The 26,721-nt window shown below is 60.2% G+C and carries 23 protein-coding genes and 1 other RNA gene; 4 read left to right on the top strand and 20 right to left on the bottom strand.

Annotated elements, in window-relative coordinates; genetic code table 11:
* Nucleotides 1-188: 188 nt before the first annotated feature.
* Entirely contained in the window at nt 189-3,266 is a 3,078-nt protein-coding gene (locus LJ738_RS00980; RefSeq protein WP_227784457.1) for a M16 family metallopeptidase, read from the bottom strand.
* Between the two features lie 390 nt (nt 3,267-3,656).
* Nucleotides 3,657-5,681 carry a DNA polymerase III subunit gamma/tau gene (locus tag LJ738_RS00975; protein WP_227784456.1) on the bottom strand — a complete coding sequence of 675 codons (2,025 nt, stop codon included), beginning with the start codon at nt 5,679-5,681 and terminating at the stop codon, nt 3,657-3,659.
* Nucleotides 5,682-5,992: 311 nt separating this feature from the next.
* On the opposite strand from LJ738_RS00975, the gene ssrA reads away from it, so the two are divergent.
* Nucleotides 5,993-6,365: a transfer-messenger RNA gene (ssrA, locus tag LJ738_RS00970) on the top strand.
* A 184-nt stretch (nt 6,366-6,549) separates the two neighbouring features.
* Entirely contained in the window at nt 6,550-6,948 is a 399-nt protein-coding gene (locus tag LJ738_RS00965) for a YybH family protein (protein ID WP_227784455.1), read from the top strand.
* Nucleotides 6,949-7,179: 231 nt separating this feature from the next.
* Here LJ738_RS00965 and LJ738_RS00960 read toward each other — a convergent pair whose 3' ends face one another.
* The 13 genes from LJ738_RS00960 to LJ738_RS00900 form a co-directional block, all read right to left on the bottom strand.
* Nucleotides 7,180-9,135 (bottom strand): right-handed parallel beta-helix repeat-containing protein, encoded by a 1,956-nt coding sequence (locus tag LJ738_RS00960; protein WP_227784454.1) that lies wholly within the window; start codon nt 9,133-9,135, stop codon nt 7,180-7,182.
* 67 nt (nt 9,136-9,202) lie between these two features.
* Nucleotides 9,203-9,586, bottom strand: a complete 384-nt coding sequence (locus LJ738_RS00955; RefSeq protein WP_227784453.1) for a DUF3037 domain-containing protein — start codon at nt 9,584-9,586, stop codon at nt 9,203-9,205.
* A complete protein-coding gene (locus LJ738_RS00950; protein WP_227784452.1) occupies nt 9,564-10,358 on the bottom strand; it encodes a HipA family kinase in 795 nt (264 codons plus the stop codon). Before LJ738_RS00950 ends, LJ738_RS00955 begins: the two co-directional genes overlap by 23 nt.
* Before the next feature lie 286 nt (nt 10,359-10,644).
* On the bottom strand, nt 10,645-11,184 hold the full coding sequence (locus LJ738_RS00945) for a hypothetical protein (protein ID WP_227784451.1): 540 nt from the start codon (nt 11,182-11,184) through the stop codon (nt 10,645-10,647).
* A 29-nt stretch (nt 11,185-11,213) separates the two neighbouring features.
* Nucleotides 11,214-13,781 (bottom strand): DUF5916 domain-containing protein, encoded by a 2,568-nt coding sequence (locus LJ738_RS00940; RefSeq protein WP_227784450.1) that lies wholly within the window; start codon nt 13,779-13,781, stop codon nt 11,214-11,216.
* A gap of 181 nt (nt 13,782-13,962) precedes the next feature.
* Nucleotides 13,963-14,709, bottom strand: a complete 747-nt coding sequence (locus LJ738_RS00935; RefSeq protein WP_227784449.1) for a DUF4097 family beta strand repeat-containing protein — start codon at nt 14,707-14,709, stop codon at nt 13,963-13,965.
* Between the two features lie 184 nt (nt 14,710-14,893).
* Nucleotides 14,894-15,664, bottom strand: a complete 771-nt coding sequence (locus LJ738_RS00930; protein WP_227784448.1) for a DUF4097 family beta strand repeat-containing protein — start codon at nt 15,662-15,664, stop codon at nt 14,894-14,896.
* A gap of 98 nt (nt 15,665-15,762) precedes the next feature.
* Entirely contained in the window at nt 15,763-16,620 is an 858-nt protein-coding gene (locus tag LJ738_RS00925; RefSeq protein WP_227784447.1) for a HEAT repeat domain-containing protein, read from the bottom strand.
* A 3-nt stretch (nt 16,621-16,623) separates the two neighbouring features.
* The gene (locus tag LJ738_RS00920) at nt 16,624-17,178 is read right to left on the bottom strand and encodes an RNA polymerase sigma factor (protein ID WP_068188567.1); all 555 of its coding nucleotides are present in this window, start codon (nt 17,176-17,178) and stop codon (nt 16,624-16,626) included.
* Between the two features lie 296 nt (nt 17,179-17,474).
* The gene (locus tag LJ738_RS00915; RefSeq protein ID WP_227784446.1) at nt 17,475-18,347 is read right to left on the bottom strand and encodes a DUF4097 family beta strand repeat-containing protein; all 873 of its coding nucleotides are present in this window, start codon (nt 18,345-18,347) and stop codon (nt 17,475-17,477) included.
* Between the two features lie 18 nt (nt 18,348-18,365).
* Nucleotides 18,366-19,250 (bottom strand): DUF4097 family beta strand repeat-containing protein, encoded by an 885-nt coding sequence (locus LJ738_RS00910; RefSeq protein WP_227784445.1) that lies wholly within the window; start codon nt 19,248-19,250, stop codon nt 18,366-18,368.
* The gene (locus tag LJ738_RS00905) at nt 19,195-20,106 is read right to left on the bottom strand and encodes a HEAT repeat domain-containing protein (RefSeq protein WP_227784444.1); all 912 of its coding nucleotides are present in this window, start codon (nt 20,104-20,106) and stop codon (nt 19,195-19,197) included. The genes LJ738_RS00910 and LJ738_RS00905 overlap by 56 nt, the downstream gene beginning before the upstream one ends.
* 11 nt (nt 20,107-20,117) lie before the next feature.
* The gene (locus LJ738_RS00900; protein ID WP_227784528.1) at nt 20,118-20,642 is read right to left on the bottom strand and encodes an RNA polymerase sigma factor; all 525 of its coding nucleotides are present in this window, start codon (nt 20,640-20,642) and stop codon (nt 20,118-20,120) included.
* A gap of 328 nt (nt 20,643-20,970) precedes the next feature.
* Between LJ738_RS00900 and LJ738_RS00895 the strand changes: the two genes are divergently transcribed.
* Together LJ738_RS00895 and LJ738_RS00890 are read left to right on the top strand one after the other, a co-directional pair.
* Nucleotides 20,971-21,417, top strand: a complete 447-nt coding sequence (locus LJ738_RS00895) for a hypothetical protein (protein ID WP_227784443.1) — start codon at nt 20,971-20,973, stop codon at nt 21,415-21,417.
* 87 nt (nt 21,418-21,504) lie between these two features.
* A complete protein-coding gene (locus LJ738_RS00890; RefSeq protein WP_227784442.1) occupies nt 21,505-21,885 on the top strand; it encodes a hypothetical protein in 381 nt (126 codons plus the stop codon).
* 92 nt (nt 21,886-21,977) lie between these two features.
* On the opposite strand, the gene LJ738_RS00885 is transcribed toward LJ738_RS00890, so the two are convergent.
* The 5 genes from LJ738_RS00885 to LJ738_RS00865 all read right to left on the bottom strand — a co-directional run bounded on the left by LJ738_RS00885 (nt 21,978) and on the right by LJ738_RS00865 (nt 26,617).
* Nucleotides 21,978-22,334, bottom strand: a complete 357-nt coding sequence (locus LJ738_RS00885; RefSeq protein ID WP_227784441.1) for a hypothetical protein — start codon at nt 22,332-22,334, stop codon at nt 21,978-21,980.
* A gap of 74 nt (nt 22,335-22,408) precedes the next feature.
* Nucleotides 22,409-23,410: a UV DNA damage repair endonuclease UvsE gene (gene uvsE / locus LJ738_RS00880; RefSeq protein WP_227784440.1), complete on the bottom strand. Its 1,002-nt coding sequence runs from the start codon at nt 23,408-23,410 to the stop codon at nt 22,409-22,411.
* A 377-nt stretch (nt 23,411-23,787) separates the two neighbouring features.
* A complete protein-coding gene (locus LJ738_RS00875; RefSeq protein WP_227784439.1) occupies nt 23,788-24,483 on the bottom strand; it encodes a carboxypeptidase-like regulatory domain-containing protein in 696 nt (231 codons plus the stop codon).
* A 117-nt stretch (nt 24,484-24,600) separates the two neighbouring features.
* Nucleotides 24,601-25,260 carry a hypothetical protein gene (locus LJ738_RS00870; protein ID WP_227784438.1) on the bottom strand — a complete coding sequence of 220 codons (660 nt, stop codon included), beginning with the start codon at nt 25,258-25,260 and terminating at the stop codon, nt 24,601-24,603.
* Nucleotides 25,261-25,378: 118 nt separating this feature from the next.
* Nucleotides 25,379-26,617 (bottom strand): metallophosphoesterase, encoded by a 1,239-nt coding sequence (locus tag LJ738_RS00865; RefSeq protein WP_227784437.1) that lies wholly within the window; start codon nt 26,615-26,617, stop codon nt 25,379-25,381.
* Nucleotides 26,618-26,721: the final 104 nt, after the last annotated feature.

Raw genomic sequence — 26,721 nt, 5'->3', positions numbered from 1 at the left:
ATTAGATTCTAGCGGGGAATCCTCACCCCATAGCCCCCGTTCCGAGGAATCGGGTAGACTATTTTCCGGTTTAATTTCTAACCTGAGAACCGGTTTCAGCCCACTTTTCAGCATGGCTAGAAACTAGTCCCCCCCTCTCTTGGGGAGAGGGGGGCTAGAGGGGCGAGGTCCCCCGTTGGCGGTATTGGCTAATACCCGAAGATTTCCTTCAGCGTGAGCTGCTGTACCGTTCCGTACTTGGCCAGCTCCTTGAAATTGAGCCGGTCCTTCGAGCCAATCACCAGAATCACCTGGTTCTGGCCTTTAATCTTGGCCTGTTGAAACTTCTTTAATTCATCGAAAGTCATTTTCTGCGTGCTGGCGTACACGTCGCGGCGCAGGTCGTAGTCGAGGCCCAGGCGGCGGGCCCGCTCGTAGCTCAACAGTACGTTGCCTTTGGTAATGCGTTCGGTGCTGATGCTGTTGCGAATGGCATTTTTGGCAATTTCCAGGTTGGCTTCGGCCACGGGCATGTCGGTGAGCAGGGCTTCCATGCCGGCCATGGCCTCGGGCAGCTTGTCGCTCTGCGTGCCGATGTAGCTCATGTTGTAGTTGGAGCGGCCCAGCTTGTTGGCATTGGAATAACCGGAATAGGCCGAATAAGCCAGCGCCTTGCTTTCGCGCAAGTCCTGAAATACGATGCTGCCCATGCCACCCCCGAAATACTCGTTGTAGAGCGCGACGGTGGGCACCAAGTCCTTGCTATACAAGTCGCCCTTCGTCAGGAACAGGATTTCGGCCTGCACCATATTGTAGTCGACCCAATAGACTTTCTTGTCTTTCAGGGGTTGCTCAGCAAAGTCTTTGGCAGCCGGCACGGGGGTGAGCTTGGCGGGCGTGCGGTGCTCGGCTTTTAGTATGCTAGTAAGCGCTTCGCCATAAAATACCTCTTCAGCTGTACCATCATAGTGCTTGCTAGAGATAACGCTGTCCGGCTCGCCAGTGATTTTTCGTGGCCCGTAGTACAGCACGCGGTGCTGATAAGTAGGCAGTTTTTTAATAAGCGCCGTGAGCTGCTCCGGCTTCAGGGCCTTCAGTTCTTTCTCGCTAAGAATGTTTGTGAACGGGTTTTTTGGACCATACTTCACGTAGTTCACCATCGCCGCATTCAAAATCACCTGCTTGCTCAGCTTGGCATCTTGCCGTGATTTCAAGATGCCGGCCACCATGTTTTTCAGGGCCGCGGCATCGGGCTTAGGCGCATTTAGGAGTTGTTCAAAGAGTTGCAAGGCCGGTTGCAGGTTGCCATCGAGACCGTTCAAGGTCATGGAAATCCGGTCAGACCCACTGGTTACGTTGAAGGAACAGCCCAATTTGTAGAACTCCTGCTGCAGCTGCTCCGCCGAATACTTGCCAGCGCCGAGGTACTGCAGGTAGTCAGCGGCCAGGCCCCAGCGGGGGTCATTGTTGGTACCCAACTCAACAACGTAGGATAAGTTGAACAACCCGTTTTCGGCATTGTGCGTGTAGTACAGCGGCAGGCCGGGCTGAATTTCCGTCTGCTGAATATCCTTTTTGTAATCGACGAATACCGGCTGCAGTTCCGAGCTCGGCATGGCCGTGAGCTGCTTGTAGTAGGCCGAAGCCGCGTCGCGGTTGGCCGGCACGGGCGTGATGGCGGGCTTTACCACCTTTACCTTATTGGGGTCCACGCCGTTCCGTTTGAACACGGTTACGTAGTTCTGGCCGTAATTGTCGTTGGCGAACTTCACCACTTCCGCCTTGGTAATGGTTGCGAAATCGTCTTGCTGCTTGAGGTAATCTTTCCAGTCGACGCGCTCGATAAACGCTTCGTACATGGCGCTGGCGCGGGCTTCGTTGCTTTCGTAACGCTTGGTCCGGTCCAGTTTGTCGTTGTTGATGATGGCTGGAATCAACCAATCGGGGAAGTTGCCTTGCTTCACCTTATCCAACTCGGCCAGCATCAGCGCTTTCACTTCTTCCAGCTTCTGCCCTTGGCGGGGAGCCCCTTGCAGGGTATGGGTCGAATAATCGACCATGGGCTCAAACGAGGAATAGGCTTGCAATACCTTTTGCTGCTGGTTCAGGTCGAGGTCCATCAGGCCGGCTTGGCCATTGCTTAGAATGGCATCGAGCATCTTCAGGCGCAAAGCATCGCGCGTGGCTTTACCGGGCAGCCGGAAGCCCACAACCACGTTCTCGGCCTGTGGCCCCAGCACCTCGAGGTTGATGGGCGCAGTGATGGGCTTTTCGACCGGCGGCGTAAACGCCGGGGCCGGCTTGCCAGGCAACGAGCCGAAGCTTTTATCAATCAGCCGAATAGTCTGGTCGTAGTCCAAGTCGCCGCTCAGGCACAGAGCCACGTTGCTTGGCACGTAATACTGTGTGAAGTACTTCTTGATTTCGGTGATGGACGGATTTTGCAGGTGCTCAATCGTGCCAATGGTCGTCTGCGTACCGTAAGGATGCGTGGGGTATAGCGCCGCGTCCAATACTTCGCGCTGCTTCCAACCATCGGTATCCAGGCCGCGGTTTTTCTCCTCATACACGGCTTCCAGCTCCGTGTGGAACAAGCGTGGTACCATTTCATGCAGGCGCTCGGCCTGAATGGCGGCCCACTTCTCAAGCTGGTTGCTCGGGATGTCTTCCTGGTACACCGTTTCCTCGTTGGAAGTGTGCGCGTTGGAGCCCTTGGCCCCGATGGCGCCCATCACCTTGTCGTACTCGTTGGGCACGGCGTAGCGCGCAGCCACACCCGAAATCGAGTCAATCTGGTGGTAGGTGCGCTTGCGGGCGGCGGGGTCGTTGCGCTGGCCGCGGTACACCTCGTAGAGCGCCTCGATTTTATCCAGCTCAACTTTCTCCTTGGCCCAGTCCTGCGTGCCCAATTTGGAGGTACCCTTGAACACCATGTGCTCGAGGTAGTGGGCCAGGCCGGTGGCGGTGGCGGGGTCGTTTTTGGAGCCGGCGCGCACGGCCACGTAGGTCTGGATGCGCGGGGCGTCTTTGTAATCAGACAGGTAAACCGTCAGGCCGTTATCCAGCTTATAGATACGAACTTGCAGCGGGTCGCCGGGCACCGTCTCGTAGCGGTATTCCTTCGGGGCAGCAGGCGCAGCAGCTGATGCAACATTGGCTGCCGAAGCAGTAGTAGCTGGCTTGCTCGATTGGCACTGTGTAGCAAGACCTAGCGCCGCCAAGGCCGGAAACAGCAGCAAAAAGTTGTTTTTCACGAAGGGCGCGGAACGGTAGCCGAAAGGATTCAAAAAACAAAGGTAGCTGGCTGATAGGGGAATAAAAAACGAATTTTTCAGCTAACTTGCCAGTTTGCTCTGTCCTGAAGCTCCTCACTCTATTCAGCTCAGAATTCTCCCCAAACGTTTGCGGTAAAATTGGGCTGAGTTACGGGCTCTTGAAATGCTAGTCAGACCGAGGGGGCCTCCTGCAAAGCGGCTCTAAAATGCGCACCCTCTTCACGTCTGTCATGCAGAGCGCAGCGAAGCATCTTATCGCCGCTGGACGAGTCGTGCCCACCTGATAAGATGCTTCGCTGCGCTCTGCATGACAGCCGATTAGATTATATCACAGCAGACCCCTCCTGATGCTTAGCAGCGGCAGCTATAACTAGCCTTTGCCTATAATCAGGATAACCAGCCTTAGAAGTCAGCTTCTAACCCCAACCGCTGCTTGGCCTCGCGCAGGGCGGGGAACCGCTCGGCCAGGTACTCAAACTTGTCGGTGGCCGTGTAGAGCTTGCGGGCCGTGGGCGCAGCAGTAGCCACCACGGGCTGCACCGTGAGGCGTGGGTGGCCCGTGCGGCGGCGCAGCTCCGCCAGAAACTCCACCCGCATGTCGTTGAACTGGTCCACCTGAATGGGGTTGTCCACGCTCAGCTCAATCATGTGCTCGGCGTTGGCGGTCACCGGGCGGTTAAGGACCCAGAATTCGCTCATGCGGTCCTGGGCGCGGCGCTCTTCGGCCAGTTCCTGCCACACGCGCTGCAGCAACGCGGGGTCGATGGGCGCCACCGGACCGCTGGTAAACTGCGGCTCGGCCACCACCGAGGCGGCGGCCGGTCCGGCAGCTTTCTTGCTGCTCAGGTCCTTCAGGCTGGGCATCTTGCTGGCCAGGCTGGGGATTTTGGCAAAGGCCGCCGCGGGCGTGGGGCGCGGCGTTGGCTCAATGCCTTCAAAGCTGGGCACGCCGATTTCGACGTGCGGCAGCGTATCACGCATCTGGTGGCGCTCGGTGATGGCCGGGGCTGGCTCAACCTCAATACTGGGCGTGTCGTGCAGTTCTTCCACGCCGTTATCCACGGGCAGCGGCTCGGGGCCGTCGGCGGGCGGCGCAACGCGCCCGGCGGGCATCGCCTCAAACTCAGAAAACGAAGCCGCCGGTGGCTCCGCAACTACAACCGCCGGAGTGATGGCCGCTGGCGTGGCAATGGGCGCGTATTGAGCTTGGCCATTGCCGTTGCCGCTGGCGGCAGGTGCCGGGCTAGGCGCTTCGGTTGAGCCGTTTAGGCTACTAGTTTTTTTTTTAGCCTCGCCGTTGGAGGAAGGAGTCAAGTCCCGGACAAACTGCACGGCCCCGTTTAGGTACGCCAGCTTCATCAAGGCCAGCTCCACGTGCAGCCGCTGGTTTTTGGCTTGCTTGAATTCCCGGTCGCACTGGCTGATAAGGTTCAGGGCCGAGAGCAGGAAGGCCAGCGGCGCGGCCTGGGCCTGCTCCACGTACTTCTGCTTGATGCCGTCGGACACTTCCAGCAGCTGCACCGTCACGGCGTCTTTGCACACGAGCAGGCCGCGCAGGTGCTCGGCCGTGCCCACCACGAAGTTGTGCAGGTCGAAGCCGTTCTGCATCACCTCATCGAGCAGCAGCAGCGCGGCCGAGAGGTTTTCGGTCAGCAGGCTGTCAATCAGCCGGAAATAATAGTCGTAATCGAGGATGTGCAGGTTTTGCACTACCTCTTTGTAGGTGAGGTTGTTGCCGCCGAAGGTCACCATCTGGTCAAACATCGACAGGGCGTCGCGCAGGCCACCGTCGGCCTTCTGGGCCAGTAGGTGCAGGGCGTCGTCTTCGGCCGTGATGCCTTCCTGGGTGGCCACGTAGCGCAAGTGGCTGCGCATGTCCTCCACCTTGATGCGGCTGAAGTCAAAAATCTGGCAGCGCGACAGGATGGTGGGGATAATCTTGTGCCGCTCGGTGGTGGCGAGGATGAAAATGGCGTAGCTCGGCGGCTCCTCCAGCGTCTTGAGAAAGGCGTTGAAGGCCGCGTTCGAGAGCATGTGCACCTCGTCGATGATATAGATTTTGTACTTGCCGGCCTGCGGGGCGTAGCGCACCTGCTCTACCAGCGAGCGAATGTCTTCCACTGAGTTGTTGGAAGCTGCATCCAGCTCGTGCACGTTGAACGAGGCGTTTTCCTGGAAAGCCACGCAGGACGCACAAGTGCCGCACGCCTCGGTTTCGGCCGAGAGGTTGGTGCAGTTTATCGTCTTGGCCAGGATGCGGGCGCAGGTGGTTTTGCCCACCCCGCGCGGGCCGCAAAACAGGAACGCCTGGGCCAGGTGCTGGCTCTGAATGGCGTTCTGCAGCGTGGTGGTGACGTGCTGCTGCCCCACCACGCTGCGAAACGTGGAAGGACGGTACTTGCGGGCCGAAACGACGAAATTATCCATAAGTTCTGTTGACAAAGTTACCCAAAAAAGGGCGGCTTTGGAAGCGGTTTTGCTTACATCAGAACGTGATGCAGAGCGCAGCGAAGCATCTTGCCTGCGTAACTAATTCAGTGCTTGCAACGAAGCGGGCAAGATACTTCGCTGCGCTCTGCATGACGTTCTTTTGAGGATAAATCCTTTACTCCTCTACCTATTTAAACCTCCACATTAGCGGAAACCTTCCCTCCTCCCCCATCGTTTCCTATTCACCGCGTACCTTCGCGGCCCGCTTGGGCTGTAAAGACCATTGCGGGACTCGTTCTTTACCATTTGGGGATGACCGGAATTGACAGCTTGCGCAAATTGCGGGTAAGCGTGCCAGGAGTTGATGGAAGCTCTCCTGTCAAAAAATCTATCAAACAACAACTGGCGACTATTCGTACGCCATGGCTGCCTAGTTCAGAATTAGGTAATTGCCATCGTTCCGCCTGGGTAAGTTTCTACACCTGGGAGTTCGGAGCGTCGTAAGTAGAAAATAGCCTTCGAGGAACTGTGACTCGGGGGCGAAACCCAACTGCAGCTAGGGGCGGTGCAAAGGCCTGATATGCGCCTGTACCGCCATGAAAATCCAAGCATAGATACGCACGTAGAAAGCACGTCGATTTCCTTGTCTGGACCAGGGTTCGAATCCCTGCATCTCCACTTCAAAACCCCGTTTGCGGCTCGCAGGCGGGGTTTTTCTTTTTAGGTCGGGCTAAGCTTCGAAAGGTTCTGGGCTATTGGTGAAATAGGAATGATAAGTGCAGCCGCACTTTTAGACATTGTCGTTTTTAATTATATAAATTAGTCATACATTGCAAAAACAACTTCACCCTTAACCATTCTCTTCATGCCCACTTTAGCCACCAGCATCAGCGACGAAATCCGGCGTGCCAACGCCACCTTTGAGGCCAACTTTGAACGAGGCGACGCGGCCGCTGTCGCCAGCCTGTACACCCCCAACGGCGTGCTGCTCCCCACCGGCATGGAGCCCATCGAGGGCCCAGCCGGCATCCAGGCCTTCTGGCAGGGTGCCATGGAGATGGGCATCAAACGGGTGAAGCTGCACACCCGGGAAGTAGAACAGCTGACCGACACCGCCATTGAGCTCGGCAACTACACCCTGTATGGGCCACAAGACACGCAGCTGGACCAGGGCAAATACGTGGTGGTCTGGAAGGAGCAGGAAGGCCAGTGGAAGCTTCACCAGGATATCTGGAATACCAGCCAGCCGGCGCCGGCTCAATAGCCCAAAGCAGCCTAATAACGGCTGCAGGTGCTGTTCTTTTAGCTTAATCAAAGCTCTATGAGGCCTGGGGTCCAGCCGAAACGTTAGTTTCAGCTGGACCCCGGGCCTCTGACTTATCCTCCGATGCTGCACAATTCCGACTCACCAAGGAGGCATTGGCCGCATAGAGAAGTATTTTAGAAAGCGCACCCAGCAAGTAGCATAAGTGAGGCTCTATTAGCGCTGCTCAGCTTAGTAGTAGGTGGAGCGAAGCGTGGGGTGCTTGGTTTTGATGACCTTGGGTCCTACACGCAGCTGCCCTTTGCCGGTGGCGGCTATTTTGGTTAGCGGGTCGCAGAAGAAATATGCCCCGTCTTCCACAATTAATTGGCCAGCGATGGTCACTTTGGTGTGACGCAGAATTTCCAGCGAGCCACCCTTTTTCACGGTCAAGCGCGAAGTGGGACCGATGTACAATTCCGGCACCTTCCCCGGCGATTCGTTAATTACCAACGCATTGCCGTCACCTACTACTACCTCGGCGGCATCACGAGTTCGGGCTGGGCTGCGCCCAATTTCCAAGCCGCCCAGCACCAGGTAATACGAGTTTCGGGCCAAGAACTGAAGGCTGCCGGGGGCTCGCAACACCGCGGTACCGGTGGCGCCGCCGTTGCCGAGCATGAAGTCGGTGCGGTGGCGACTAGTGCGGTGGGGGCCATCCTGAAAAACGGTAGTGCCGCTGAACACGGCCCCCAGAATTTTATCGTAGGAGCCCTGGGGAGGCTGGGCATAATCGTAGAGAAAAGAACAGCTTCGAAAATGGAACAGGCTGGCGGTATCCATCGCCGCCGGGATGGCGTGAATCAGGTAATTGTGGGTACCCACGAAACGGCACTCGGTAAAGCTCATGCGGGTGGCATGCGAGTCAGAGTGCAGCGTAAACGGCCCGTAGGCGGCTTGCCCACGATACGGCCGGTCCTCGAACGTGCAGCCCACGAACCGAGTGGCATCGGCGGCGGTAGCCGCGTGGCAGCCGTGCACAAAGGCCCCATAGATGCGGCAGTTCCGAAACAAAAACCCTTTCTGCGTAATCCAGGCCGACCAATTGGTGATGCCCCACAGCAAGCCACCGGATACCACAATGTTTTTGGTACCGGAGGGGTGGCTCTCGTCTACCCAGTCCGACACAATGGCTTGGCCGGCATTGTCTACGAAACGGCAGTTCTCCAGGCTCACATTGGTTACGAACCCATCCTGAGGCTCCACATCGACCCCAGCGCCGGGGTTGGAGAACAGCGGTTTGCCGGTAGAAGCCGGCACAATGCGGCCGGTGTGGCTGAAGCTGCAGTTTACGGCCCGAAAGCCGTTTACGCCCGTGAGGGAGAGGCCTTGCCGCCCGTTGTAGTTACAGGTGGAGTTTTCGAGTACGATGCCTTCGCGGTTGGGGTCGTCGATGCTTTTGGCCAAGTGGTTCAGTACCTGAATGCCATCGCGCCCGAAGTGGTGCAGCGCCAGTTGGCTCAACTTAATGTTGCGCGAGTCGCTCACAAAAATGCCATCGGCGGGTAGTTGAATGCCCGTATCGCCCCAGTGGCCGCCCACCACGAGGCTGGAACTGCTGCCGTTCAGGTTTAAGTTGCGAATGGAAATATTGTCGCAGCCCTGCAGCACCACGCAGGTGCCCCCGGTGGCCGAGTAGTTATGGTCAACAAAGTAAGCGGAAGGTGCTTCGTAGGGCTTTCGGGAAACGGGGTCGAAGGAGCCGTAGCGCAAACCCTGGGCGTAGCGAATCTCGGTGGTGGCGCTGTCGTCGCCGACCACCGTGAGGTTGCGGCAACCCACCAGGCGTAGCAGGTCGGCGCCTTTACCGGCGCTGTCCTGGCGGCCCACCAGGTACACACCTTTCGGTATGCGGAGCTCGGCCGAGCCGGTGGCGCCGGCGGGCGTTTGCGCGCGGCCGTTGAAAAAGGCAGCGGCTTTCTCAAAGGCAGCCTGGTCGTTGGTTTTGCCGTCGCCAACCGCCCCAAAGTCCTTTTTCAAGTCTTTGCGCAGCACGGGTGGCGTGGCCAAGCCAAACGCCGCTGGGCTGCCGGCCAGCAACCCGGCCAGGCAGGCTACACGCAGGCACCACAGCGCCCAATTCTTTTGCTTAGCCAAGTAAATCATGCGGCCTGCGGAGGTGTCGGGGAGCTCAGTGGGTGGAAACATCCAGCGAAAATAACCCAACCCAAAGGGCACGCATGCCAGCAGCCCTCACAACCGCTAGCCGAATGCCCTATTGCACCAACTGGGCGAATAGCCGCGTTAGGGTTTCGGCGGCATCGGTGCAGAGGCCGGGGTGCACGGGCGAGGTTTGCACGATGGTGCTGCGCGTGGCCGTGAGCCAGCGAAAACGCTCGGCAATGGGAAACTGGCCGATGGTGCCCCCGGTGGTGCGGCCTTGGCAAATGCGCTCGAAGGCGTGCAGGCGGGCGTTGAGCTCATCCAGGTCCAGGCCGTCTGCGAAGGCGCGCAGGCGGGCTTCTGGAAGCTCGTGCCGGGTTTGCAGAAAGCCCAGGGACCGGCAGTACACGATAACGCCGACGTTGAGAAACTCTTCGCGCTCTACGCGGGGCACTACGCGCAGCACGGCGTACTCAAATAAGTGCTTGTCGGGCATCTTGGGCTTCCTGAACAAAGGTTTCTGATGCCGCCAGGCGGGTTTCCAAGAAGCGGACGTAGTCGGCGCGCTGCTCCTCGGCCGAGGCCTCGTCGTGGGCCAGCCATTCATCGGGCACCAGCGCCACGATGGCCCGAATGCGCGCGGGCGTGAGCAAGGCACGGCTCTCGGCATCTACTGCGGCCAGCTCGCTGGCCTGGGGCAGCAGCACGTGGGCCTTAATCTGCGGAAATGGGCGCGGACGCGGCTGGGCCCAGTCGGGGCCGGCGTGGTGCACGTAGAGGGCCGCGCCGTGGTCAATTAGCCACAGCTCCTTGTGCCACATCAGCATGTTGGTGTTGCGGGCGGTGCGGTCCACGTTCAGCGTCAGGCTGTCGAGCCACACGATTTGCGACGCTAGGCGCGGGTCGATGGTGGTGACCAGGGCATCGTAGGTGATGGCGCCGGAGAGGAAGTGCAAGGCCAGGTTGCGGCCGGTGCTGGCGCGCAGCAAATCCTGGATTTCCTCGTCGGGCTCGGTGCGGCCGAAGGCTTCGTCGAGCTCACAAAACACCAGCTCGGGCACGCGCAGGCCCAGCACCCGGGCCAACTCGCCCACAATTAGCTCGGCGATGAGGGCCTTCACCCCCTGCCCTGCTCCCCGAAACTTGAGCACGTAGAGAAAGCCGTCGTCGGCTTCCACCAAGGCGGGCAGGGAGCCGCCTTCGCGCAACGGCGTCACGTAGCGCGTCACGGCCACGGTTCGAAGTTCTAGGGCACTGGTTGCCGGCATACCGCGCGAATGGTTAAAGGGTCCGTGCAAAGGACGGACAATTCCGCAACCTGGACAATAAAAGCGCCCCACCGAACGGGGTTGAAGCATCCCACCCGCTTCGTTGCAGCGAAGGAGCGTACTCACCAACCAAACATGATGCTCGTGGGGAGATGCTTCGACCCCGCCCAGCAGGGCGGTTTTTCTGAAGGCCGCGCCTTTACGGGGCGCCGGCGGCTATTTCTTGCGCAGCGTGAGGTAGTCGAGGTAACTGCGGTAGTAGGGCATCTATGTTAATCCGCAGCAGCTATTTCTGCTTTTGATAAAACAGCTTGTTCAGTACCAAGCCTTGCCATTCCAGCGGCTGGGGCAGCTTGGTGCCAAGGCCCTGGCTTACCACTCCATTGCGCGACTGCAGCAGGAACGCCGCCGTGAACGGCTGGGCAACGCCCGATTCATCGGTTTTGGTGGCGGTGAGCCATCCGTCCTGCACTCGTACATCGCTGAACTTGACCGGACGTGCGGAGCCAGCTCCGTTAGCATCCGGAACGACACCGGCAAGGCCTAAGTGGCCAGAAGAAAGAGCTTCGACCGTAAGTTTGAACGCGCTGCCTTCCACCTCATACGTTCCGGCATAAGCAGCAGGAGCGGCCACCCAAGGCTGGCTGCTCATACTGACGTGCACCTCGGTATGCGTCCCTTTCTTGTCCTTGACCTTGTGTTTTTCTTTAAAGAAAGCACTGGCCACCTCGCTGGTGTGCTCCCGAGGCGTGATAGTCTGGGCCCCGGCCCGAGGTAGCTTGCCGAACAGCAGCAAGGCGCAGCAAACGGTGACGAACGATTTCATAGTCAGCAAAAAAAGCGTAAAACAACAACCTAGTGGGGCACCTTGCTGCGCCTAAGGGCAAGGTAGTCGAGATAATAGAGCACCTTCACCGACACCGAGTTGTTGTGCGGCGTGTTGATGGTGTTGTTGAAATTATCGAAGTATAGGGGCGTGGCCTCTTCGGCTTGCAGATAAGTTGAGCCGGCATTTTTCCACACCACGCTGAGTTGCGAACCCGGCGCAAACCACCACGAATACACGGCATCCACGTTGAAGGCGTTGTAGGTGTTGTCGCGGTTGCGCTGGTAGTTCACCAGCTGCTCGTCGCCGTTGTGGCTCAACTGGGAGAAATCGTTGTAGTGCACGTTGCTGGTGTAGTGGCGCAGGCGCAGCGTAAACGACATGCGGTTGGTGAAGGTGTAGGCCGTTGACACGACGTTGGACACGGTGGCCACGTTGCGGCGGCCCAGGATAATCTGGCCCAGAAATGGCTGGTCAAGCACTTCGTTGGCGTCCATACCGCCGTTTACGTAGCCGATTTGGTTCACGCGCAGGCTCCAGTCGATGCTGTAGCGGAAGGAAAGGTGGTCGTTTACGCGGTAGCGCGGGTAGGCGCCAAAGCTGTAGCCCGTGCGGCGCGGCCGGGGCAGCCGGTCGTCGAGGCCGTAGTGCTGCGCCCCGACATTCCAGCCGTAGGAAAACTTCTTGCGCGAGTCGGAATTCAGGAACACCACGAGGCGGGCGTTGCCGGGCACGCGCACGTAGTAGTCGCCCAGCGGAAAGGTGCGCGGCTCGTAGAAGTCGTGGGTTACGGGGTCCACGTTCAGGTCGAAGCCGATTTGATTGAAGCTTTTGGTGAAGGTGGTGTTTGCGCCGAGGTAAAAATTGAGCGCCTGGTACAGCGTGGGCTTGTACAGGAGCGAGTGGCTGATGTTGGAGAAAATGGCGAAGTTGTTGACCTTCCAGAACGGCTTGTATTTGCGGTACACCAAATCCAGCGAGTTGGTGATGTTGTTGTTGCCGAACAAGATGCCCAGGTCGTTGGGGTTGTAGGTGTTCGACTCAATGCCGTGGTTGTAGTACCAGGTGAAATTGCCGCTGATTTTGCTCACGCCCACCTGATACTTATAGCCGTCGCGGTCCGAGACCTCCTTGCCCGTGCCGAACGCCATGCCCCGGCGGTTGGAATACACCACGCGGCCCTCGGTGGCGTAGGAGTTCTTTTTGTTGGCGAAGCGAAACAGGGCGCCGGTCACGTTGGCGTCGTAGGTTGAGCCAGCCCGCGTCACGTTGGTGTTGATGAGCGAAACGTAGGAATTGTTCTTCAGGCTCTGGTCGAGCACCGCAATGTTGTAGTTGGCAAAGGGCTGTGTGAGCACCTCGCGCTTCTCCCCCGTTTCCTCGTTCCGGAGGGTGGCGTACACGTCGTTGCTCAGGGCATTGAACACGCCAATGCCGAGGCCCTTGCTGGTGCGGCCCGAAATTTTGGTGGCGTTGAGCAAGCGGGTCTCGGCGGGGTTGCTCACGATGCGCTCGTGGGCGCCGGCCGCCACGTTGTAGAAGCCAATGGGCGTGGCGCCCACCCGCCGCGAGTAAAACAGATTGCCTTTGTTGAATAGCTCGGTGCCTTCGGTAAAAAACTGCCGGTTCTCATTGAACTGCACCTCAAACGGGGAGAGGTTGAGCACCTGGTTGTCGCTCTGCACCTGCCCAAAATCGGGCACAAGCGTAGCGTCGAGCGTGAAGCTTTCGTTGATGCCCCACTTGATGTCGGCCCCGCCGTTGAAGCTCGTGGTGGTGCGCTTGGTGCCTTCGGCGTTCAAGGGGTTGTGGTTCACGTAGCTCGACACGTAGGGCGTGAGCGAGAGGCGCAGCGGTGGCTTCACGCCCTGCACGCCCGTGAGCTCGCCCCACTGGTTCACAAAGCCGTCGACCTGGGGCTTCACTTCGTTCCAGAAAAACTGCTGGTTTTCGCGCTTGCGCTGCCGCATGAAGTTCACGCCCCAGCGCTGCACATCGGCCGTGCTGAAACGGATGGCGGAGTAGGGAATGCGCAGCTCAGCCACCCAATCGGTGCCCCGCGGCGCGGTGCTGCTTTCCCACACCGCATTCCAGTTGAAATCTTCGCCGCCCGCCGGCGAGTAGCGCGAATCCATCTGCACGCCGCTGCTGGTCACGATGAAGGCGTAGCCGTTGAGCTGGTCGAAGTACGTATCGAGGAAAATGCCGAAGAAGTCGGAGTTGCCGGTGTTGTCGCGCGCCGTCAGCTCCCGCGGAATGGAATCCTGGGAAAGGTCGTGCATCACAGCGCCCACGTAAATGGCGGCATCGTCGTAGAGCACCCGCACTTCGGTGGCCAGCTTCTCGGGCACGCCGGGGTTGGGCCGCTGCTGAATAAAATTGGTGGCAACGGGGGCTGTTTGCCACGCCGCTTCGTCGAGCACGCCGTCAATTTTCATGGCCTCTTTGATGCGCACGGCGCCCAGCTGGCGCTTGGGCCCGGCCGTGGCCGTGGGAGCAGCCGCGGGGGCTGCGGTTTGGGCCATGGCATTGGGCAAGGCCAGCCCAAGAAACCCGATAAACAGAAAGAAAACGCGCAGAGAAAAGGTGCCGGTCATAGCAGAAAGAAGTGTGGTTGATATAGATGCAAAACGGCGCAAACGGTTGCCCAACTCTTCGGATGATTCCAAAAAAATCCAGGGAAATCTCGTCTTTAAAGGCTGACCATCAGGACACACGAGTGCAGGTGGCCGCCGGTGTGGCGCCCTTTTGCGTGGAAACTCCCGCCTTGTGGAATGGTTACTTCCGCTTGCGGAAATACACGTCGTTGCTGATGGATTCGAGCTTGACGAGCGGGCCGCTGCCCTTCAGGGTGCCGCGCAGCTGGTAGCCCACCATGGGGTTTTTCTGCGGGGTTGAGCTAAACGCAATGTCCTGGTCGGTATACACCTCGCCAGTGATGGTTTTGAGAGCCAGCTCGGCGCCCTTGGTGGCGGGCCAGGCCACGTCTACGAAGCCGCTCAGGGACTTGGCCTCGATGGCCCCGGTGAGGCCCACGATGTCGATGTTGCCGCTGAGCGTACTCACGTGCAGGGCCACATCGGCGGGCACGGTGATGTCGTACTCAATCACGGCGCACACCTGGTTCACTACGCGGCCGCCGCGGTCGCGGGCGCTGCCGTTTTTGCCGTTGTTGATGTACGTATCGCCGTAGTAGGAGCCGCCATTGGGGCAGTCGCCGGGCTCGGCTTTGCGCAGCATTTCCTTGTCAAACTCCGAGGTCAGCTTGAGCTCATCGCCGGCCGGCTCCAGGGTGAGCAGCAAGGCATCGTTGAGCTTATTTTGGTTGATGCTGACGGAGGCCTTCACGGTCATTTTGCCGGTGGCCCCGGCCCGGATGTGGATGTTGCTGGCCTGCCGCAGGTTCAGAAACACCCGCTGGCCGGCCGCCAGGTTAGCACTTTTTTCGATGATTTTTTGGGCCGTAGCCTGCTGGACGCCGCTCGCGGCAATAACCAGCAACAGAAAGAATAGGAAGCGGCGCATGATGCAGAAAATGAGAGGTGAAAGGCTGGTTTTGAGTGATAGTGGAGGCTGAAGGCAATCTGTTGTCATGCAGAGCGCAGCGAAGCATCTTATCACGTTCGCACGACTCGTTCACCGGCGATAAGATGCTTCGTGCCTCAGCATGACAAGAAGCCGAGGCATGACTGTTTTTTACAGCGCGTTCCTACTTGGCTTTGCGGACGAAAACGTCGCCGCTCACGGTTTTGAGCGACACCGAGTTGCCGCCGCCGTTGATGCTGCCGTCGACTACCTGGCCGCCTACGTGGCGCATGCTCGTGTCCTGGCCTTTGCCCAGGTTCAGGTCGAAATCAGTGTAGACCTCGCCCGATACCGAGCGCAGCTTTAGCGTGGCCTTGGTGTTGGCAGGCATGCTCACGTCCACATCGCCGCTCACGGTAGAAATGGAGCTGGGTCCCTGGCGGAGCGGGGCAAAGCGCACCTGCACGTCGCCGCTCACGGTGTTGGCCACCACGGGACCGGTCACGTTGGTGAGCTTGATATCGCCGTTTTTCACGTTTACTTCGAGGTCGCCGGTCACGTCGCGCACGGCCACGTCGCCGCCGTTCCAGTTGGTCTGGTTGTACTGCACGGTGGAGTTGCGCGGCACCCGAATGGTGTAGTTGGCGTCTTTGCGCGAGGCCCGCACAATGTGCACGGTGTTGTCCTGCTGCGTCACGGCCAAGCCGATTTTGGTGTTGTCCACGGCCGAGTTGTAGATGGGGCGCAGGCCCTCAGCGCGCTTGGGCGCTTCCTCGTAGCCGTCGCCTTTTATCACCAGCTCATTGCCCTCGATGCCTTCCACCGTCACGTCGCTGCCCTGCATGTCGATGATAATTTTGCGGTCTTTGCCGCCGAGTTTGGTGCGGTATTCCTGGGCGTGCCCGGCCTGGGCCGCCAGCAGGCCCGCCATTGCGAGTATAATGAGCTTGTTCATGGAGGTAAAAAAGTTAGGCAAGTGAGGTCCTGGCGCGGCACCGGAGGCCGGCGCCGCGAGCAGAAAACAGGTGAGAAAAGAGTAGGAAAACGAGAAGACTAAATCAGTTTGCCGATGCCGGCTTCGGCCTGCGCCCGCACCACGGGCAGGGCATCGGGGCGTTTGGCCAGGCGCTCGAGCTGGGGCACAGCCCGGCGCACGCGCATCGAAACCACCATGTCAATCAGCGCGATTTGCACGTTGGGGTCGGTTTGGATGGGCAGGGAGTTGGCCAGGCCCTCCCGCACCCGGGGGTCGTCGCGGAGGCGGTACAAGGCTTCGCAGGCCGCCAGGCGCACGTTGGGATTGGGGTCGAAATTGAGGGTGTTGATGAGCACCTGCACGGTGGGGTCGCCGGGCTCCGATTCTTTGGGGGAGTTGGTCACCAGCCGAATCCGGTCGCTGGCCGAAACCGTGCGGCCGTTGTCGCCGGCCAGGGCCTGGGCCAGGGCGTAGCGGGTGTTCTTATCCGCTTCCGAAGTGGTAGCCACGCTGTCATTAGCCCGCCCCCCCCAGGGCAGCTGGCGCCCGAGGAACACGCCGGCAGCAATCAGGACAATGCTGGCGGCAATGCGCATCCAGTTATTGGCCACCGCCGTGGGCCACATCGACACCACCTTGGCTTCGGGTTGAGCCGGGGCCGGGGCGCTGCTGGCCGCTGCGGTGGGCAGCAAGGCTTTTTGCTCTTCCAGCATGGCCATAAAGTTGGCGCGCAGGGCCGTGCGGGGCACCTCGGGCAGGGCCGCGTCCAGGTCGTCGGTGAGGGCGCGGAGCTGGGTTACCTGCAGCTGGCAGGCGGGGCAGGTGGGCAAGTGGGCCGCCACGCGGTCGGCCTCGGCAGCGGGCAGACTGTGCTCCACGTAGGCCGGCAGCAGCGCTTCTAGCTCGTGGCAGGCAGAAAGTTCGGGCGTTTTCATGGCTTAGGTGGCGAAATAGATTTTGCGCAGCGCCTGCAGGGCGCGGTGGGCTTTCACGCGGGCGGCTTCGGCGGTGCAGCCCAGCAGCTGCCCGATTTCTTCGTAGCCGAAGCCCTGGAAGCGGTTCAGCACCAGGATTTCGCGCTGCGGGGCGGGCAGCATCGCCAGGGCCTCGTGCAGGTCGTCGGCGCAGGTGCTCACCCGCATTTGGGAGACGGCCGCGCCGCGCAGGCCGCCGGTGCGCTCCACCTCCTCCACGTCTACATCGGCGGCGCGCAGCTTCTCGCGGCGCTGCCAGTAGTCGGCGTGCACGTTGCGGGCCATCTGGTACACCCAGGCCTTGAAGGGCTGGGTGGGCTGGTAGCTGCTGCGGTATTTGAGGATGCGCTCGAACACGGTCTGGGTGAGGTCTTCGCTGGTTTCGCGGTCGTTGGTGAGGCGGGTGAGGTAATTGAACAAGGGCCCGTGGTACCGCTCGAATAGCGGCACGAGCTGGTCGAGGTCATCGGCCCGTACAGCGGCCATCAGTGCTTCGTCGCTCGTACTCGTGGTGGTCACGGGTGGGGATTTGGAGTGGATTGAAAGGAGTACCGGGCTTTGGGCCATTCGTTACACGGTGGCTCAACTTTTTTTCGCAAGCTCGGTATTGAGCTAAAATAAACGTCATGCCGAACGCAGTGAAGCCTCTTTCCCGCGCCGCCTGTCATGCTGACGTAGGAAGCATCTTCTCACGTTCGAACGATTCGTTCAGCGGTGAGAGGATGCTTCGCTACGCTCTGCATGACAAGCGGCGCGGAAAAGAGGCTTCGGCTGCATTTGGCATGACGTTCCATCATGCGCAAAAACGACTGGGCTTATTTGGCTTTGCGCAGCAGAATGTCGCCGTTCATGGTTTTCAGCATCACCTCGGCGCCGCCGCCGTTGACTTTGCCGTAGGTCCAGTCGTCGGTGCTGATGCGGTAGAGGCCATTCTGCGACGTGCGGGTCACTTTGGGCGTGTTCTTGTCCACGGCCACCTCAAAGTCGCTGTACACATTGCCGCGGTCCGACTTCATCTTGAGGGCGGCTTTGGCATTGCTCGGGAACGTGACGTCGACCTTGCCGTTGAGGGTGGAGAAGGCCATGGGCGCCCCTGATTTCACGCTTTTGAAGGTGGCCGTGAGGTTGCCGTTCACGGTGTTGGCCACGGCCGAACCCGAAACCTGGTTGAGCTGAATGGGGCCATTTACGTTGGAGATTTCCAGCTCACCGTTCACGTTCTCCACAATGATGTCGCCGTTGTTGACGGTGCTCAGCTTGAGCGAGAAGTTCTGGGGCACCTTGATGGTCAGGTCTACGGGTCGCATGTGCGACTCGGTCGAAATCTCAACCACGTTGTTCTTCTCCTCGGCCGTCAGGTTCAGGCCCGACACGTTGGACAGGCGCTTCATGCCGGCCGGGGCGGGGCCGTCGTCGTTGCGCTCGCTGTGCCGGCCCGAATTACGGGGCCGGGCCGCGGCATCAATCACCACGTCTTTGCCGCCGTAGCCGGTCACGTGAATAAAGCCATTGACCAGGCCCACTTCCAGCGTACCAGGCTTGCCGGGCGAGCTGAGGGCTACCGTGAGTTGTTCCTTGGTATCCTTGGCATCTTGGGCCAGCGCCGGCAGGGCGCCGGCCAGCAGCAGAAGGGCAAGGCTCGCCCGCCGCACGGGGTGCGTGAAGGCCATTTGAACTAGATGGTTCATCGTTGATAAGGGAAAGTACTATTGTTTGGAGACGGTCACGTCGCCGTTGAGGGTTTCGAATCGCAGGTCGGGCCCGCCTTTGCCGATGCGTACGGCGGTTTCCTTGGTGAGCTTGTAGACGGTGCCGCCGCCGCGGCCCTCCTGGTTTTTGGTGACTTGCACCGGCAGGACTTCCGTATTGGCAAAGTCGGTATAGAACTCCCCGTGCATGCTCTTGAAGTGCATGTCGGCGCCCAGGTTGGCCGGGTAGTGCACCCGAATCTGGCCGTTGATGGTGTGGTAGGACGAGGCCCCGGGCGGGTTGGCGGCGTAGGTGGCGTCCACGTTGCCGTTCACGGTGTGGGCCCAGGTGGTGCCCTTCACGTTTTTGAGGGTGATGGAGCCGTTCACATTGCCCACGTGCAGCGGGCCGGTCACGTCCTGCACCAGCACGGCGCCGTTGTTTACCGTCGACACGTGCAGGTTGAGCTGGTAGGGCACCTTCACCACAAAGTCATAATTGTAGCGGTAATGCACGTCGTCGCTGCTCCAGCTGCGCATGCGGTCGCCGCTGCTGCGGTTGTGCGGGCGCGAGTCTTGGGGGCCGCTCAGGTACACCACCACACTGTCGCCGTGCTGCAGGTAGCCCAACTGCGTTTCCTTCTTGCCCTGCTCCAAGGTAGCCGCGTCGTCGGCCCGGATGGTTTTGGTGGCTTCTACCAGCACCTTGTTGCCGGCATAGCCCTGCACCGTCACCGAGCCGCTGATGTTGTAGAGGGCCAGGGTGCTACGCCCGGCATCGGCCGTGAGCGTAAATTCCTTGCTGATTTGCTCCTTGGCTTCTTTGCTCTGCGCCCAGCACCCGGTGCTAGACAGCAGCAAAAGCAGGGCGCTCAGGCTGGGGCGAATGTTGAGGCTGGTCATGGCTGAGGGGGGTTGAGGGCGCGGCGGGCCGGCCGTGGGACAGGGTTTGAATGGTTTGTTCGATTTTACTTTTCACGGTCTGGTCCAGGTTTTCCTGCTTGAGCAGCTCACGCAGGGGCTTTACCGAGCGGCGCTCCTGCAGCTGCACCATCACGTCGGCCAGGGCGGTTTGCACCAGCGGCGAATCCTGGTTGGCCAGGGCGTGCACCAGGCCCAGGCGCACCGTGGGGTCTTGGGCCAGGGGGGCCAGCGCTTCCAGTGTGGCCAGGCGCACGTTCACGTTGGGGTCGTTATTGAGGGTGCTGAGCAGGGCATTTACCACGCGGGCGTTGGGATCGTCGAGCTGCTTGGTGTAGCTCACGGCCCGTAGCCGCTCGGTGGCCGAGGGGTTTTCGATGAGCGCCAACAGCATCATCTGCCGCATGTCGCCTACCTGGCCCGCCAGCGCTGCAATTTGCTGCTGTTCGGCGCGCTCGGGCTTGTGCTCGTTGTTGAGCCAGTAGCCCCCTATTAGCCCCACTCCTATCAGGCAGGCGCTGTATACCAGCCGTAGCAGCGGCACCGGAATTTCCAGGGCCAGCCACCGCTGCCACAAGCCCTTGAGCGAGTAGCTGGACGCGGCTTCCTCCTGCTGCTTAAAAGCGCTGAGCATGGCGTAGAAATCGGCGCGCACGTGCGGGCTGGGCTCGGGCACCGGTACGTTGCCCATGGTTTGCCACACCCGCTGCACGGCCTGCAGCTCCTCGCGGCAGTCGGCGCATTCGGCCAGGTGGGCCGCCAGCTCCTGCTGCTCGGTGGGGTTCAGCTGGCTGCTCAGGTAATCGACTAATTGCTCTTTGGTGCGTTCACAGTTCATAGCTCTAGCAGTTAATTTTCGATGCGCAGGTAACTCGCCTTCAATTCGTTCATGGCGCGGTGCACGCGCACCTTCACGGCGCCTTCGGTGGTGTTCAGCACCCGGGCGATTTCGCCGTACTTCATTTCCTGAAACCGGCTCAAGACCAGGATTTCGCGGTCTTCGGGGCGCAGCCGGCCCAGCGCTTGGTGCAGCAGGGCCACGTCCTGGGCGTGCTCGAGGCCGGCATCGGCGGGGCTGCCGCCGGCCAGGTGCTCGGCCATGCTGTCCACGTCGGTGTGGTGGGCGTCGTGGCGGTTTTTCTTGATGAAGTCGGCCAGCACGTTGCGGGCCAGGTGATACATCCAGGTGCGAAACTCGCCGTCGCCGGTGAAGGTGTGGCGGTATTTGAGCATGCGGTAGAACACGTTCTGCACCAGGTCTTCGCTGGCATCGGCCCGGCCCAGCATGTGGTAGAGAAAGCCGAACAGCTGGCGGTGGTAGCGCTCAAAGAGCAGGCCCATCCGGTCCAGGTCGCCGCCTTTCACCCGCAGCATCAATGCATTATCCGATAGCGAGTCCAACCTGATGCGCTGAAGTAGTGAGGGTATTTGCTTGTGGACACCGGGCCCAATCGGGAAGGTTACAGAAAATTCACATATTTTTTTGATACCGGCTTATTCAGCCCCGCATACCAGCCGGCTTCGCTCAGAGCCTGAGCGACTTTCGCCCCGCCAAAGTGCTGAGCTTAATCGAATTATCTCAATAATTATTCTTAACTTCTGTAACCAAACCCGGAGAAGCTGCCGTAAAGAACCCACGCCAAAACCAGACTCGCTTGGCATCTAATACATTAAGTGCACCCTCACCTCTAACTCGCGAACTATGAAACTCTCCAGAATTTTGCTCGCATCCTTGGTTGCCAGTGGCGTAAGCAGCGCGGCCTTCGCCCAAACCACCACTAGCGGAACCACCTCGGGTACCACCACCAGCGGCACTACTACGGGCACTACCACTAGTGGCATGGGCAGCACCTCTGGCACTACCACGAGCGGGACCACGAGTGGCACTACAATGGGAACCACGTCTGGCACTACCACCGGTAGCACCACGATGGGCACCACCTCGGGTACCACCAGCGGTACTACATCGGGTACCACTACCACCGGCGACATGGGCACGACATCGGGCACTACCACCAGCGGCACGACGAGTGGCACCACCAGCGGCGAAATGAGCGGCAGCACCACGTCGATGAGCGAGCGGCCGATGAAGGCCAAAGCCAAGGCCACACCCAAAAAGGCCAAGATGAAGGCCCGGCCCAAGAAATAAACTTTTGAAGACCAATACCGTAAGGTTTCAAACCGGCTGTTTCCACGGAAGCAGCCGGTTTTGGCTTTTGTATTTACTCCCAAGCCCATGAAACCGCACTTTTTGCTGGCCGGCCTGCTCCTGGCAGCCACAGCACAAGCCCAGACCGTTCCCTTCGACCCGTCGGCGCCGGTGCGCGGAGGCAGACAAGGCCAAACCACCGTCCCCCCCGTCAACCCGGCCCTCAACCAGAGCACCATTCAGGGGCCGCCCGATATGCAGCGCACCCCCACCAGCACCGACGCCCAGCCCAGCCGCCTGCTGCCCGAGCGCGGCTTCTCGACGGCGGGCACTCCCGAAGAGTCGCCCACGGCCGTGCCCGACGTGCGGGAACAGCCCGTGATTAAGGACAGCCGCACCCGGCAATCGACGGACGTCGTGCCGCGCCGCTCGCGCCGGAGTTCCAGCAGCAACGTAATCCCACGCTAAATCGCAGCCCTTTTACTACCCAAAAAAGCCCAGCCCAATTAATTGGGCTGGGCTTTTGCCTTGTGGGCTAGTACGCGTGTTGGCGTTACGGGCTACTTTTTCTTGCTTTTTTCGGCATGGGCCAGCAGGTCTGAGCCGTGCCGACGCAGCAAATCCGCCAGTTCGGTCAGCGGCTTTTTCAGCTCCGCATCAACATTTGCGCTTACCTCGCTGGTCTGGTCTCCGAGCATGGTGAGGCAGTTGCCGATGGCCCTGGCACTCAGGGCCCCGCTGGTGAGCAAAGACTGCAGGTTGCCGATTTCGCGGGCAATGTCCTGCAGGCCTGGCTCGCCGCTTTGCAGAAACATCTGCTGCCAGGTTTCGGTGTTGTCCATGGCCGAGCCCAAGGGCAGGCTGGTCAGGCCATTGCGGAGGGCGCTAACAGTAGCGTTAAGGTGGTCGAGAGACATTCGCTAAGGTGGAAAAAGGTGAAATTGGAAAGGGAGGTGCGCTGGCTCAATCCAGCAAACGGAACGAAAAGGACTTATGAACCCGCTGCGCCGGGGGCGGCCTCTTTTTTGGCGCGCTTAGCTTTGGGCGGGGCGTTGGGGTCGGGCGGCAGGGTGAGCGGCGGGCTGGGCACGTTGGGCGCCGGAGCACTCAGCCCCAGCTCGCGCAGAATGGCCACGGCGCGCAGGGCGCTGGCTTCCTTGTTTTTAATTTCCAGCATCAGGTCCATGTCGAGCCCGTGCAGGTTGGTGAGGAATTCGCGAAACAACTCGTCGACCAGGTCGTCGGTGTGCTTGCCTTTGCGTTCGCCCAGCGCCTGCGAGCTGTAGTCCATCATGGGCACGCCGTCGCGGGTGGGGTGCCAGGTGGCAGCGGCCAGCCGCAGGGCCTCGTCCATGGGCTCGCCATGGTTAAGGCACTCGTGGTGGAAGTTGTCGAATAGGATGGGCACGCCAGTCAGCTCGTGCAGGTGCAGGCAGTCGCGCAGCGGAAACAGCCGGTCGTCGTTTTCTACTACCACGCGCGCTTTCACGGCCCCGGGCAGGGTGGAATGCACGGCCGCAAACCGGCTGATGGCCAGCTCCCGCTCGCCGTACAGCCCGCCCACATGAATCTGGAGCTTGGCGGTGCCGTCCAGTCCCATCAAGTCCAGCATCGAGCCCTGGTACACCAACTCCTGGATGCTGCGCTGCACAATGTCGGGGCTGGGCGAATTGAGCACCACAAACTGGTCGGGGTGAAAGCTCACCCGCAGGTTGTTGGCTTTGATGTAATCGCCGATTTCCCGGAACTCGGCGGCAAAGTGGGTCTGCCAGGGAAAGGTGTTGATTTCGTGCGAGCCAAACGGCACAATACCCGATCCCATCCGGAAAAAGAGCAGGCCCTGGGCCACGTTCCATTCCAGCATCCGGCGCAGACAAACGAGGTTAGCCGTCACGGCCGCAACGAGCCGCTCCTCCGAGTACGAGGCCAGCCGAAAGGTATTGGCGGCGCTGCAATCCATCGCCTCGTTCACGCAGGGATACCCAATTTTCATACTGTGGGCTTACGCGAAGCGTTGGAAGTGGGTTCAGTTTATCAGGCTGGGAGCTCGGCGGTGGGGAAAGCCCAAGCCGGTGGAACCTCACCCCCGGCCCCTCTCCCTAAGAGAGGGGAGCCAGACGGTAATTGTCATTGCGAGCGGAGCGAAGCAATCCGTCCTGGTCTCAGCGACTAGCCCATTAATGTGAAAAGCCCCGACTCTACTGCAGAGTCGCGGCTTTTTCTATCAAAGGGCTTTACCACATCTCAGGGCTAGTCGCAGGGAGAGGACGGATTGCCGCATTCCGCTGCGCTCCATTCGCAATGACAAGCAGGCTCCCCTCTCTTATGGAGAGGGGCCGGGGGTGAGGTGCCGCCGGACCAAGCTTCGCCCTACGGCTCGTAGCCGCGGTTGTCCCGAAACGCCTTGTTGTAGTCGGCTCGGGCCTTGCGGGCTTTTTCGGCCCTTTGCGCGGCTTCAATCTCCTCCATCTTGCGGCGCTGCTTGCCTTCGCGTGAAAACTGCTCGTAAATCAGGCTGACGGGGCTGGCAATGGTGGGTACCGGCGCTTTGGGCGCGGTGGAGTCGACAGCGAACAGGGGCTTGGGCTTGGGGGGGCGCTTGGCGCCGCTCGCCACGGGCGGCGTGGGGCGCTTCATGTTGCGCAGCGCCCGGTTGATAATGGCACGGTCGGGCCGGTCGCCGGTCACTTGCACTTCGCCGAGGCGCACGCTGTCGCGCACCAGCTGAATGCGCACCACCAGCTGCGAGAGGCCGGTGCCGCCCAGCGGCAGCCGCTGAGCTTTGTAGCCCAGGGCCCGAAACAAGATGGTGTCGGTGGGTAACGCATCCACGGCAAAATCGCCGGTGGCGTTGGTTACCACGCCGCGGCGCGTGCGCTGTACCTGCACGGTAGTGCCTGGCACGGCCTGGCGCGTGTCGGCCGCAGTCACGCTGCCGCTCACCCGTATTTGCTGGGTTTGCGCCTGGGCGGTGCCGGCCAGCAGCCACAGCGCCGCCACCACCCCCAGCCACTGGCGCAGCTTGGGCCAAACGCCACGTACAGAAGGCACTACTTCAGAAGACATCAACTTAGTAAACACACCGCAACTACAAAGTTGCAACCCATTGAGCCAAAAAAAGCCCACACCGTTGCAGGTGTGGGCTTTTCAGCGACGGTTCGGCCGATTGCATCGACCAAATCGCTAATTTTTTACTTTGGTGCCGTCGGCGTCTTTGGTTTTCATTTTGCCGTTTTCTTTCACCTTGATTTTGCTGCCGTCCTCAGCTTTCGCCTTCAGCTTGGTAGCACCCATAGCGTCGGTGCCGGCATCGGTGGTAGTCGTGGTAGAAGTCTCAGTGGTGGTGCTCGAGGGGCTCATTGCGCCCGACGAAGTGCTGTCCATCGACGACATGCTGGCGTTATCGCTCGTGTAGTTGCCGTCGTCGTAGTAGCTCGAGCGGCTCGACTCGTAGGCCTGGTACTGCGTGGGGTCCACGAAGATTACCTTGAACTCCTGGTCCTGCTCCTTGTTGGCGTCGCGCATGGCGGCGGCCATGCCGGTGGTATCGGTGGTGTACTTGGTGCGCAGGTCGTTGATGCGCTTGTAGCGGTTCACGTACACGGTGCGGATTTTTGTCTTGGTGGCCTCGTCCGTGATTTTCATATTGGCCGCCATCTTATCCGCGATTTGCTGGGCGCGGGCTTCGATTTGGGCGTCCGTCATCGGGCCCGTGGTGGTCGTGGTGGTGGTGGTCATGGTGCCGTCGGCCGGCACGGTGTTGACTTCGGTGGTCTTCTCCTGCGAGCAGGAAGCCAACGAAAGGGCAGCAGCGCCCGCGAGAATCAAGAGGGAATTTTTCATTTCAGGGAAGGTTAAGAACAACCGTAAGTGGTTGGAGGCGCTTTACGGCAATGCCGAGGCGTATGTTGCCAAACTTGAATATTCCCTCGTCGGCTATTCCAGCTCAACTGCCTGTTAGCTATGCCCTCCGCAGCTCAAACAGCGTGATTTCGGGCAGAAAACCCACCCGCCCCGGATAGCCCAAATAGCCCAACCCGGTGTTGACGTACAGCTTCTGCCGGCCCTGCTCGTAGAGGCCGGCCCACTGCTTGTACACGTACTGCACGGGGCTCCATTTCAGGCCCGGCAGGTTCACGCCAAACTGCATGCCGTGGGTGTGGCCGCTCAGGGTCAGGTCAATGTCGGGGTAATGCAGCACCTGCGCTTCCCAGTGCGAGGGGTCGTGCGAGAGCAGGATTTTGAACGGCGCATCGCCGCTGGCCGCGTGGGCCCGGGGCAGGTTGCCGTGCTTGGGAAAGTTGGCGTGGCTGCTCCAGTTTTGCACGCCCATGATGGCGATTTTGTCGGTGCCCCGCGTGATGGTGTGGCTGGCGTCGTTGATGAGCGTCCAGCCGATTTTCGCGTGGTTTTGCATCAGGCGCTCCAGGTTTTCGCGCTTCTGGGCGGCGCTGTCCCACTGCACGTAGTCGCCGTAGTCGTGGTTGCCGAGGCTGGAGAAAATGGGCAGGTCGGATTTGATTTGCTGCAGTGCCGGAATGTGGGGCTCTACTTCTGTGGCGCGGTTGTTCACCAGGTCGCCGGTCATGAGCACGAGGTCGGCGTTTTGCTTGTTGATGAGCGCCACCGCCCGCTGCAGCGGCTCGGTTGAGCTAAAGCTGCCGGTGTGCAAGTCGGAAATCTGCACCACTTTAAAGCCGTCGAAGGCCGACGGCAGGTTGGGGAAATGCAGCGTCACGCGGCGTACCTGGTAGTCGGTTGCGCCCTTGGCCATGCCCCACAGCAGCGAGAAAAATGGGATGGCACCCAGGCCCACGGCCAGCTTCGCCAGGAATTCGCTGCGCGGAATGGCCTGCCCCGCCGCCCCGGCCGGCCGCGTGGCCGTGCCCACAGCCCAGCGGCCCAGCCGCGTGAGGTCTTCCAGCAGCAAGGGAATCAGAATTACCAGCTTGGCCGCGAGCAAAAGCACCGGCAAACTCATCAAATAGCTTTTCAGCACCGTATTGCCCATTTGCCGGGTCGAGCCGGCCCAGAAAGCCAGCACCCACACGGCCAGCGTGAGCAGCCAGTAGCCGATGGCCGCCCATCGCCGGCCGCCCACCGACAGGTGCTGCGCCAGCGTGCGCGTAGCCTGATACCCATACCATTCGGCCAGAATAACCAGCCCCAATACCAACCATAACACCAAAGGATTTCGCATAATATGAACTGAAGCGGGTGGTCCGCCGGGCTTACTGCCAAAGCGGACTCGCTGCTTAAACGCGCTGAGGCGCCTTTTGCTTTAATTTTAATTTACTTTCCGCC

The sequence above is a fragment of the Hymenobacter plasmatis genome, assembly GCF_020711255.1.
Lineage (GTDB): Bacteria > Bacteroidota > Bacteroidia > Cytophagales > Hymenobacteraceae > Hymenobacter.
This window is presented reverse-complemented; position numbering and strand designations above follow the sequence as displayed.

What these genes read in the sequence shown, in the direction of transcription:
- LJ738_RS00975 (WP_227784456.1), bottom strand. Translation starts at nt 5,681, where the DNA reads ATGGATAATTTCGTCGTTTCGGCCCGCAAGTACCGTCCTTCCACGTTT.
- LJ738_RS00965 (WP_227784455.1), top strand. Translation starts at nt 6,550, where the DNA reads ATGCCCACTTTAGCCACCAGCATCAGCGACGAAATCCGGCGTGCCAAC.
- LJ738_RS00960 (WP_227784454.1), bottom strand. Translation starts at nt 9,135, where the DNA reads ATGTTTCCACCCACTGAGCTCCCCGACACCTCCGCAGGCCGCATGATT.
- LJ738_RS00955 (WP_227784453.1), bottom strand. Translation starts at nt 9,586, where the DNA reads ATGCCCGACAAGCACTTATTTGAGTACGCCGTGCTGCGCGTAGTGCCC.
- LJ738_RS00950 (WP_227784452.1), bottom strand. Translation starts at nt 10,358, where the DNA reads ATGCCGGCAACCAGTGCCCTAGAACTTCGAACCGTGGCCGTGACGCGC.
- LJ738_RS00945 (WP_227784451.1), bottom strand. Translation starts at nt 11,184, where the DNA reads ATGAAATCGTTCGTCACCGTTTGCTGCGCCTTGCTGCTGTTCGGCAAG.
- LJ738_RS00940 (WP_227784450.1), bottom strand. Translation starts at nt 13,781, where the DNA reads ATGACCGGCACCTTTTCTCTGCGCGTTTTCTTTCTGTTTATCGGGTTT.
- LJ738_RS00935 (WP_227784449.1), bottom strand. Translation starts at nt 14,709, where the DNA reads ATGCGCCGCTTCCTATTCTTTCTGTTGCTGGTTATTGCCGCGAGCGGC.
- LJ738_RS00930 (WP_227784448.1), bottom strand. Translation starts at nt 15,664, where the DNA reads ATGAACAAGCTCATTATACTCGCAATGGCGGGCCTGCTGGCGGCCCAG.
- LJ738_RS00925 (WP_227784447.1), bottom strand. Translation starts at nt 16,620, where the DNA reads ATGAAAACGCCCGAACTTTCTGCCTGCCACGAGCTAGAAGCGCTGCTG.
- LJ738_RS00915 (WP_227784446.1), bottom strand. Translation starts at nt 18,347, where the DNA reads ATGAACCATCTAGTTCAAATGGCCTTCACGCACCCCGTGCGGCGGGCG.
- LJ738_RS00910 (WP_227784445.1), bottom strand. Translation starts at nt 19,250, where the DNA reads ATGACCAGCCTCAACATTCGCCCCAGCCTGAGCGCCCTGCTTTTGCTG.
- LJ738_RS00905 (WP_227784444.1), bottom strand. Translation starts at nt 20,106, where the DNA reads ATGAACTGTGAACGCACCAAAGAGCAATTAGTCGATTACCTGAGCAGC.
- LJ738_RS00900 (WP_227784528.1), bottom strand. Translation starts at nt 20,642, where the DNA reads ATGCTGCGGGTGAAAGGCGGCGACCTGGACCGGATGGGCCTGCTCTTT.
- LJ738_RS00895 (WP_227784443.1), top strand. Translation starts at nt 20,971, where the DNA reads ATGAAACTCTCCAGAATTTTGCTCGCATCCTTGGTTGCCAGTGGCGTA.
- LJ738_RS00890 (WP_227784442.1), top strand. Translation starts at nt 21,505, where the DNA reads ATGAAACCGCACTTTTTGCTGGCCGGCCTGCTCCTGGCAGCCACAGCA.
- LJ738_RS00885 (WP_227784441.1), bottom strand. Translation starts at nt 22,334, where the DNA reads ATGTCTCTCGACCACCTTAACGCTACTGTTAGCGCCCTCCGCAATGGC.
- uvsE (WP_227784440.1), bottom strand. Translation starts at nt 23,410, where the DNA reads ATGAAAATTGGGTATCCCTGCGTGAACGAGGCGATGGATTGCAGCGCC.
- LJ738_RS00875 (WP_227784439.1), bottom strand. Translation starts at nt 24,483, where the DNA reads ATGTCTTCTGAAGTAGTGCCTTCTGTACGTGGCGTTTGGCCCAAGCTG.
- LJ738_RS00870 (WP_227784438.1), bottom strand. Translation starts at nt 25,260, where the DNA reads ATGAAAAATTCCCTCTTGATTCTCGCGGGCGCTGCTGCCCTTTCGTTG.
- LJ738_RS00865 (WP_227784437.1), bottom strand. Translation starts at nt 26,617, where the DNA reads ATGCGAAATCCTTTGGTGTTATGGTTGGTATTGGGGCTGGTTATTCTG.